Annotated in this window: 5 protein-coding genes; all 5 read right to left on the bottom strand. The window is 63.5% G+C overall.

Annotated elements, in window-relative coordinates; genetic code table 11:
• Window positions 1–739: 739 nt before the first annotated feature.
• The 5 genes from ACOYYX_RS22375 to ACOYYX_RS22355 all read right to left on the bottom strand — a co-directional run bounded on the left by ACOYYX_RS22375 (window position 740) and on the right by ACOYYX_RS22355 (window position 9583).
• The gene (locus ACOYYX_RS22375) at window positions 740–2332 is read right to left on the bottom strand and encodes a sulfite reductase subunit alpha (RefSeq protein ID WP_422923845.1); all 1593 of its coding nucleotides are present in this window, start codon (window positions 2330–2332) and stop codon (window positions 740–742) included.
• Window positions 2333–2338: 6 nt separating this feature from the next.
• Window positions 2339–4192 (bottom strand): NirA family protein, encoded by a 1854-nt coding sequence (locus ACOYYX_RS22370; protein WP_422923843.1) that lies wholly within the window; start codon window positions 4190–4192, stop codon window positions 2339–2341.
• An 89-nt stretch (window positions 4193–4281) separates the two neighbouring features.
• The gene (locus tag ACOYYX_RS22365) at window positions 4282–5619 is read right to left on the bottom strand and encodes an MFS transporter (RefSeq protein WP_422923841.1); all 1338 of its coding nucleotides are present in this window, start codon (window positions 5617–5619) and stop codon (window positions 4282–4284) included.
• Window positions 5616–7988 (bottom strand): molybdopterin oxidoreductase family protein, encoded by a 2373-nt coding sequence (locus ACOYYX_RS22360; RefSeq protein ID WP_422923839.1) that lies wholly within the window; start codon window positions 7986–7988, stop codon window positions 5616–5618. Before ACOYYX_RS22360 ends, ACOYYX_RS22365 begins: the two co-directional genes overlap by 4 nt.
• The gene (locus ACOYYX_RS22355; RefSeq protein WP_422923837.1) at window positions 7985–9583 is read right to left on the bottom strand and encodes a DmsC/YnfH family molybdoenzyme membrane anchor subunit; all 1599 of its coding nucleotides are present in this window, start codon (window positions 9581–9583) and stop codon (window positions 7985–7987) included. The genes ACOYYX_RS22360 and ACOYYX_RS22355 overlap by 4 nt, the downstream gene beginning before the upstream one ends.
• Window positions 9584–9824 lie beyond the last annotated feature (241 nt).

The raw sequence follows: 9824 nt of genomic DNA, 5'->3' as shown, positions 1-9824 counted from the left end.
CGGTGCGCACGACCATGCTGGCCGGGGCAGCCTGTCGTACCTAATACCACTGGACACTGCACTCGTTCCGCGCACCGGGAGCTACATCGCGACGGAATGGTGCAGACCTCGCACTGTATCTTCTTGAATCGCGGAGGACTTAACCTCGCTGTAAGCTTTACATCTTACAGTAAAAAAGGTGTAAATCGATAAGGAAGGTACAAAAATGTCTCGTTTGCCAGATTCAGGGTGTAAAAGGAGGACGCGAGCGTACGACGGCTATCTCTACCGCGACATGAGTCGGCGACGAGATTGAGGAGTACGACCTCGACCTTGATGCGAGCAACGAACCTGGCGCAGCGGCTCGGCCTGATTACCCCAAGACGCCGAGCACTTTAAGACACCAACCCCGCTCCGCCATCTTTGACGTCAGTAGGACGGAAGCGGCAAAGATAGATCGGGCCCGCCATCCGTGGGCTCTCGCGGTAGCGTGGATCGAGGCTGTATGTAATTAAGGAGCCTTCACCGGGGACATGTCGGTAGCTGGCGGTGTTGGGCCGCGTTCGAGGGTCGAACTGTCGCGAGCGCGGAGAGCGGGATGAGGGGGATGCGAGGTGTACTGCAATACGGCTGAATGCAATGGGAAGGGCCAGAGGGAATTCCTCCGGCCCTTCCTTGGCGTCACAAGGAATCACCAAGTTTGGACGTGATGGTCGGCCAGTGGGATTCGATCCTCAAGCGAGAGCCCGGGTGGTTCATTTCAATAGACATCGCGGCAGTAGCGACCTTTTGCCGCCAGGTCGCGGAGGTAAGCCACGGCTTCGTCTTCGGACATCCGGCCGTGCTCCCGGAGGATCGAACGCAGGGCCCGATCCACATCGGCGGCCATGCGTTTGGCATCGCCGCACACGTAGAAGTATGATCCGGCCTTCAGCCATTGATAGACCTGGGCACCTTGCTCGAGAATCCGGTCCTGGACGTAAATCTTCTGGCCCTGATCCCGGCTGAAAGCGGTATCGAGTCGATTCAGGACTTTTCGGTCGAGGAATCCCGTCAACTCCTCTCGGTAGAGGAAGTCGCACTCGCTCCGCTGGTCGCCGAAGAAGAGCCAGTTCCTCCCCTCGGCCTGCGAAGCCTCTCGCTCGTGCAAGAACGCCCGGAAAGGGGCGATCCCCGTACCTGGCCCGACCATGATGATGTCGGATTTGGGATCGGCGGGCAGGGCGAAGCCGTGAGACTTCTGGACGTAGACCCGAACCTCCGAACCGGGAGAGACCCGATCGGCGAGCATCGTCGAGGCCACGCCTTTCCTCGTCCTGGCCTCCACCTCATAGCTCACACGCCGAACGGTCAGATGCACCTGATCCGTATGGCGGCTCGGCGAGCTCGAGATCGAGTACAGGCGTGGTTTCAAAGGTGACAACGCACGTACCAGATCCTCCGCATCCAGCCGAATGCCCGGGTAGGCGCGGAGGAAGTCCAGGAGGTCCATCCCCTCGATAGGAGAGCTGTCCTCGAGCAGGAGGCGGAGGGCCCTCGATTCGCTCTCCGAGGAAGCCGAAGCGGCGGAGGCCTCGATGAGTTCGTCCGTAATCTCGGCCAGGTCGCGGTGACGCCTCAGCATCTCGCGAATCGGGAGTAGGCCTGACCCATCCGAAGAAGTCAAACACTCCGGTTCCATCTTCGCCGCCTTGAGGATCTCGTCGACGAGATCCTCGCAGTTTTCCGGGAAGATGCCCAACGAATCGCCGACTTCATACTTCGGCCCGGCGGCAAGGTCGATCTCGACGTGCCGCACTTCCTTCTCAGAACCGACGCCGCTCAGGGAATCGCTGCGAAGTAGCCTGGCCGTGAACGGATTCTTGCGCGAGTATTCTCCAGATGCAACCGTCGCCTTTTCAAGACCCTGGCCATTCTTTGACGGCGGAGAGCCAGACGCGTTTTCCCTGGCGAGCCGCTTGAGTGCCTTGGCCGTTTCGCCGCCCCCCGGTGAGCAGAGCGTGAGGCACGTCTCGGATCCATCGACGATCGCCCTGGCATAGGTCCGGCAGAGATAGCCGCAGGTGCCGCAATCGAGCTGCGCCATCGCGGCCATCAATCGCCCTTCCAGAGGGCGGCCGGCCGCGAGGTTGAGCCGTTCTTCGATGCCCAATGCCGGGTCATGCCAGGGCTCGGATTCGACGGCGGGGGATTCGACTCTAGGGGCGGTCTCGGCGAGGGCAGCACCGACAACCGGTGCCTGGGGTTGGTTCGTCGCCCCTTGCAGGCCGAGCCATCCGGCGAGGAACCCGTTGAGCCAGGCGCGCTGTTCGGGGTTGAACGGAGCCGAGTCGGGGATGAGCGAGTATTCCATGTTCGGTCACGCGGGTTGGAGGGTGTGATGGACCGAAGTCTCGACGTCTTGAGCCGGTTGAGGGGCCGATGCCAGGGCACGCAAGGTCGGCAAGTCATGGCGACGTATGAACCGGGCGAAGGATTCGTCGGGCGACTCGCGAAGCTCCAGATAGGAGCGGATCAGGCGCCCCGCGAGCGGAGGGATCTCGTCGAACGGAACGGCATCGAATAAACGCTGGGCGATGCCTTGTTCCTGCCCCCAGCCGCCCCCCACGCAGACGTGATAGCCCTCGACGAGTTCTTCGCCGACCTCGACCTTCGTCGCCTCGAGCCCGATGTCGCCGATGTAATGCTGGGCACATGAATGATGACAGCCGGTCAAATGGATGTTGATCGGTTGGTCGAGGGCGAGTCGATCCTCCAGATAGTTGGCCAGGATCAAGGCCTGGCTCTTGGTGTTCGAGGCCGCGAACTTGCATCCGGCGTTGCCCGTGCAGGCCACGAGTCCGCTGCGGAAACTCGACGCGTCCCACTCCAGCCCGAGGGCCTCGATCGCGAGCTTGGTCTGCGCGACGTTCTCCTCGGCGATGTCGGAGATCAGCAGGTTCTGCCAGACCGTCAGGCGGATCGTCCCGCTGCCGAATCGCCTGGAGATCTCGGCGAGGCCGTCAACCTGCTCGACGCTCATGCGGCCGACGGGCAGGACCACGCCGACATACACACGACCTTGCTGCTTCTGGGGGTGGAAACCGACGTGCGCCCAGCGATCGTCGGGGAGGGCGGGCTTGCAATGGTCGAGCGGCACGCGGCGGAGTGCCGAACCATGCTCTTGCTCGACCACTTCCAGGAATTTGTTGAATCCCCAATCGTCGAGGAGATACTTGAGCCTGGCTCGCTTCCTATCCGTGCGATCGCCCTCTCGGATGAACACGCGAACGATCGCCGCGGCGACGGGGACGCATTCCTCGGGCTTCAGCAGGACGCCCGTCTCGCGGGCGAAGTCCTTGTGCCCGGTGATCCCTCCCAGGGTGAGGTGGAAGTAGACCCCCTCGGCGACCTCTGCCCCTGTACCTGTCTTCACAGCGCGGAAGCCGACGTCGTTGGTGTCGTCGAGGCTCGCAACGCGGCCGCCCCCCTCGAATGCGATGTTGAACTTGCGCGGGAGCCCGTACATCTCCTTGTGATTGAGGATGTAGTGGTGCAGTTCCTTCGCGAGCGGCAGGGTCTCGATCAACTCCTGGGTATCGATCCCGCTCGTCGGGCTCGACGTGATGTTCCGGATGTTGTCCGCCCCCGCGCCTCGGTTCATGATGCCGAGATCGGCGAGCCCCGTCAGGATCGCGGGGGCATGCTCGGGGCCGATCTCCCGGATCTGGAGATTGGCACGAGTGGTCACGTCGACATGGCTATTGCCGTATCGGCGAGCCAGGTCGGCCACCCCCTGGAATTGCCAGGAGGTCATGACTCCCCCCGGCATGCGCAGGCGGCACATGAATGAGTTCTGCGCGGGCGCCACGTGGAAGAGGCCGGAGTACTTGTACAGGAACACATCGGTATTCTTGGGGAAGACGCCGGCGCGGGCGTTCGCGCCGATCTCGTCCCAGATGGCGAGGGGATCCTTATCCCGCTTCGCCTGCTCCTCCTTGGTCAGTGCCTTCCCCCGGGCGAGGAAGCGATCCTGTGCGGATCGTTGGAGCGACGAGTCGTCCTTCGCCGAGCCTTTGGACGAGGTCGATCCGGGTGTGATGATCGTCCCGCAAGGGGAGGAACTGCCGGCCAGGATCGGCAGGCTCCGGACGGCTCGGGCGACGTCGCTGCCCATGGCGAAGCCCTGGAGATATTGCTTCTGCTCGTCGCTGAGTCCTTGCAGATCCGACATGAGCTGCACCTCCGCCTGAAGGTTCCCCGAGTTCCGGATGATATGAATCGATGTGTATTCGAGGAGAGCGGCTTTCGGCGATAACGAGTTCAGGTGGTCGCGACCGCAAACTCGGGCCGTTCCCGGTGCCGTTCGACGGCGACGTCCCTCTCGGCGTCATTCACGGTCGAGAACCGGATGGAGAGCGTGAGGAATGACGAGAGCGTGACCACGACGCCGAGCACCATCAGGGCCGTGGGCCAATCGAGCGTGCCATTGAACAGGAACCCGGCCGCCACGGCGCCCGCGTTGCCTCCCGCACCGACGATGCCGGCGACCGCACCGAACGCACGTCGATTCACGAACGGTACGACGGCATAGGTCGCCCCCTCGGCCATCTTCATGAAGAGGCCGAAGGCCAACATCGCCGGTATCGCGGCGGCGACCGAGGTCATTCGCGAGAAGAGAATCAGCCCGACGCCTTCGGCCATCAGGGTCATGAACAGGAGGGTGATCCGCCCACTCAGGCCCCATCGCATGCCGAAGCGATCGCTAGCAAATCCACCGAGCGTCCTGGCGAAGAGGTGCATCAGGCCGAACGACCCCGCCGCGAGCCCCGCTCCCGTCAGGCTCAGGCCGAAGTGGTCGCTGTAATAGAGGGCCGCCACGTTGTCGATCGTCAGCTCGACCCCGAAGCAGGCTCCATACAGGACGAAGAGCACCCAGACCCTGCGATCCCTGGCGGCCTCGAAAATCCCCCCCGACCTCTTCCTCTCGCGTTTCCTCCCGGCGTCCTCGAGGTCGGCGAAATTCCCCTCGGGCGTATCCTGGGTGAGGAAGAAATACGCCACGCCCGCCAGCAGGCAGACGAGCCCCACGCAGGCCATGGCCAGCCGCCATCCCCAGTACGAGCCGAATCCCAGCGTGCCGGCGAGCAACGCATAGAGGGCCGGCATGGCCATCTGGGTGATACCTCCGCCCATGTTTCCCCAGCCGGCGGTGGTCGCGTTCGCCGTCCCGATGCAGTTCGAGGCGAACATCATCGAGGTGTGATACTGGGTGACGACGAATGCCGCGCCGATCATCCCGATCATGATGCGAAAGAGTAAGAAGGTCGCGAAGTCATGGGCTAGCCCGATCCCCATCACGGGCAAAGATCCGAGGATCAGGAGCATCGAGAACGCCCGGCGCGGGCCGATCCGATCGCAGACGCGCCCCATAACAACCCGGGCCACGATCGTGCTCGCCACCGAGCCGATCATGCACCAGCCGAGTTGTTCCTTGCTCAGCCCCATCTCATCCCGGACGACCTTCATCAGCGGGGCGATCCCGAACCACGCGAAGAAGCAGAGGAAGAACGATGCCCAGGCCATGTGGAAGGCACGCATCGAGGGCGTGTTGAAGCTGAAGACCTGAATCCGCGTGGCCTTGCCGCTTTCCTGATTCATGACGTCTCGCCTCGGTATTTGAAAGTTAAGGATTGAGAGTGGCTTACGCGATATCCATTGACACGTGGTTCGATGTTGGGAGATTGCGACGGGGGTTTTCCCGTGTGGCCATGCTGATCGGTGGGTGTCCTTCGAATGTCCTCATCTTTCCCCGCACGACGCACTCGGACGGCGCACGCCTTGTAAGAAGGCTGCCGCGAGTAGGGATCGAATGCGGGGAATGTGAGTTGATTCGTGGCATCGTCGTGCATCGGCAGGAAGACGCACCCGGGCGAGAGCGTCGGGACGACGAACGCGCGAGCCTGCACCCATCCTCGTCGCGACTCCACCAACACCATACTGTCGGCCGCGATGCCATAGCGCCTGGCGTCGGCCGGGGAGATCTCGAGATAGGCCTCACGAGGATAGAGCTTGCGGAGGACGTCCGACTTGGCTGTCCTCGTCTGGGTGTGCCACTGGGAGGCGCTGCCGCGTCCGGTCAGGAGTTGTAAGGGATAGTCATCGTTGACGGGCTCGGGCAACGGCCTGGGGTTCTCGAAATGGAATCTCGCCCGGCCGTCCTCGTGGAAGAATCTCCCATCCTCGAAAAGTCGACGTTGCGGTGACGTGTCCGGCTTGTGGGAGGGGAAGGGCCACTGGATACCCCCCGCTTCGTCAAGCTTCCGATAATCGGCGACCCCGGTGATGTCGCACGGTCGACCTGCGGAGAGCCGCTTGAGGATCTGGAAGACGGCCTCGGGCGAACTCCACGCCTCGAACATCGCGTCGCAGCCGAAGTAGTGTGCCACGAGCTTGAAGATATGAAAGTCGCTGAGCGCCAGGCCCGGCGAGCGTTTCACCTTCTTGATGAGCCCGATCCGCCGCTCGGAGTTGATGAACGTCCCTTCCTTCTCGCCCCAGGCTGCCGCGGGGAGGAGCAGATCGGCTGCCTGGGCCGTTTCCGTGGAGTGATAGATGTCTTGCACCACGAGGAAGTCGAGTCGGCCAAGGAGTTCCCGGAGTCGTCCCTGGTTGATCCAGGAATGCGCCGGGTTGGTCGCGATCACCCAGAGGCCGCGGACCTTGCCGGACTCGATGCCGTCGATGATCTCGTCGTAGGCCCAACTCCCTCGCGATGGGATCCGCTCCGGCTCGATGTCGAGGATGCGGGCGACCTCCGCCCGGTGTTCGGCGTTGCCGAATTCCCGTCCGCCCAGGAGGCTCGACGTATTCGAGAAGAGCCGGGAACCCATGGCGTTGCACTGGCCCGTGACCGAATTGGCCCCGGTCCCCGGCCTGCCCATGTTCCCGGTCATCAGGGCGATGTTGATAATAGCCTGGGCCGTCCGGACCCCTTCGTGGCTCTGGTTGACCCCCATCGTCCACCAGAAGGAGACCCGGCGCCCGCGATGGATCCGCTCGGCGACATCCTCAAGGGCCTCGGCGCCCAACCCCGTCTCGTACCCGACGCCCCCCGGGGGAAATCTTCGGACAAACGCGGCGAATTCGTCGAAGCCTTTGGTGTGAGTATCGATATAAGAACGATTGATCCAGCCGCGACTGATCAGGATGTTCGCGAGCCCATAGAGGAAGACCAGATCCGACTTGGGGCGGATCGGCAGGTAGAGCGTGGCGCTCATGGCCGTCTCCGTCCTGCGCGGATCCACGACGATAATCTCGGGCTTGTGCCGGTTCCGCATCACACGCTCCCACATGATGGGATGTGCAATGCAGAGGTTCGAGCCGATGAGGACGATGCAGTCCGACTCCTCCAGGTCCTGATACGTGAAGGGGGGGGCGTCGAAGCCGAAGGCCTGCTTGTAGGCGACGACGGCCGTCGCCATGCACTGCCTCGTGTTCCCGTCGCCATGGACCATGCCCATGCCGAACTTGGCGAGGGAGCCGAGGAGGGCCATTTCCTCGGTCGGGATCTGCCCGGTGCTGAGGAAGGCCATCGACTCGGCTCCGTGTCGTGCCTGGACGTCGCGGATCCGTGAGGTCATCGTCGTCATGGCCTCGTGCCAGTCGACGGCCCGCCTCCGCCCGTCCGGGTCGCGGAGCAGGGGGGTCGTTGCCCGGTCCTCCGCGCCGAGGACCGTCAGGGCTTCCCAACCCTTCGGGCATGCCATGCCGAGGTTGACGGGATACTCGGTGGCGGGCGTCAGGTTGATCGCCTCTCCCTCTCGCATGTGGATATTCAGGCTGCAACCAGTCGAGCAGTAGCCGCAGACCATGCTCGTGGTCGCGTCGGGCTTCTTGCCCACCGGCACTTGCCCGAGGCCGAATCGACCGGGCGCCCTGAGGAGTTCTCGCGTGAGCCGGCCGTCGCGGGCCCGCACGAGCGACTTGAGGCGGTCGAAGAATGTAGGATTGATGATATCCAGGCTCATGGCATGAGGCCCCCCGGCATCTTGTGTCTCACGACCGCCGCGAAGAAGAGATACCGTTCCGCGATCTCGCCGAGCAGGAGCAAAGTCAGCACGCCACCTGCCAGGATCGGGCTAACGGCACCCGGCAACAGCGGCCAGGCCGCGAACAGTCCGAGCGGGAGCAGGAACCCGCCGAACGTCGCCATCAGGAGCCGGAACCTCCAGACCTTGCCCAGCGGCCCGACCGTCAACATGGCTGACCGTTTGAGCGGGGTCAGCTCCTCGTCCTTGAGGTGCCGGAGGAGGGACCCCTCGAAGGCCACCTTGATCGCCACGGCCAGGCTGATTCCCCAAGCCAGTTCCCGGCCGATCGAGGCGTTCTTGGCCTCCAGGGTCGAGGCAAGCAGCGTCACAGCAAGCCCCAGGACCAGCGTCGTGACCGCAAACTTCACGGCCCCGAATGAGGCCCGCCAGTAGGGGCGTCGCACGACGTGGTAGAGCATGACCGAGCACGCGACCCCGCTCGCCCCCGCCGCCACGCATCCCAACGACAACCCCAGGCGAATTGGTTGATGCGATTGAAGCCACGACGTGAACATGAAAGAGACGGCAGCGATCGTCTTGGCGGCCCCGGCGAAGAGCCCGAACGTCAACACCTCGCGACTGAGCCAGGAATGCCTCAGCCCGATGATCGCCCGGTAGGCGAGCAGCGGACGACCGAGGTGATAAGTGCTGGCCGCGAGCCCCATCAGGCCGAAGGCGAGGCTGATGCCGACGCGTACATAAGAGACTTCGTATCCCGCCAGGCCCAGGCACGCATCGACGGCGAAGCCTCCGACGGAAAGCTGCGTCAGCACCAGCATCAGGACAAGCGGCCAGTGGGCGTGCTCGGGGGCGAGTCGGTGGTGATCCGCGGCCCTCATCGCGTCCGACATCGGCCGCTCGCTTATGTAGCGAGTCGTCGGCCTCGTGTATGCCGGGTCGGGCGCCGATGTCAGGAACTCGCCCGCCTCGGCCTGGGCCGCGATCTCGGCCCGATCCACCAATCGAATCGAGATCGCCTCATGTGGGCACGCCTGGACGCAGGCGGGAGCCTCGCCCTCGCGGAGGCGGTCGGAGCACATGTCGCACTTGCGGACGATGCCCTTCGCGGGCTGGAACTTGGGGGCGTCGTAGGGGCAGGCCAGGGTGCAGTACTGGCACCCGAAGCACTGGTCGTCGAGGTGCCTGACGATCCCCGTGATCGGGTCCTTCTCATACGCGTCGACCGGGCAGGCCTTCATGCAGGCCGGTTCGAGGCAATGGTGGCATGACGATGTGACATGCTGGAGGACGGGCAGGGCCGTCGTCCCTCCCACGATCAGGCCGACTTCTCGCCAGCACTCATCCTCGTCGAGCCCATTCAGCGCGTGGCAGGCCACCACGCAAGCCTTGCAGCCCGAGCATCGATCGAGGTCGACCTCGAATGCGAGTTGCTGTCCGGGGCCAGGGTTTGAGGTCGGCAGCAGCGCCGAATAGTAGCGGCTCTGGATCGGTTCCTGCTCAGCTTCGTGGAACTGGGCGAACCGCTCGACCGCCGAGAGATCTCTCTGATCCTCGAGCAAATCTTTGATCAACGAAGTTGCCTCGGTGGATGGATTCATCGCTCCCGCCCGTTCCGGAGGAATCACATTCCCGTCGCGATCGATTCGGCCTTTCGCGACTTCGGGCCTGGTCTAAAGCACCGAGGGTGCCATCTTCCTCGGGCAGGAGTCGGAATTCCGGATCTACTGCGGTGCTGGGAATGCCAACTTCGGCTGCACCCCCGCGGCCCTTCGGTAAACCGAAGGGTTAGCGCGGCGAGCATTGATGTGATGA

Origin of the sequence: Singulisphaera chitinilytica (genome assembly GCF_049331405.1) — a bacterium.
Taxonomy (GTDB): domain Bacteria; phylum Planctomycetota; class Planctomycetia; order Isosphaerales; family Isosphaeraceae; genus PoT.
Note: the sequence above shows the minus strand (reverse complement) of the source record. Positions and strands in the feature narration are given on the sequence as shown.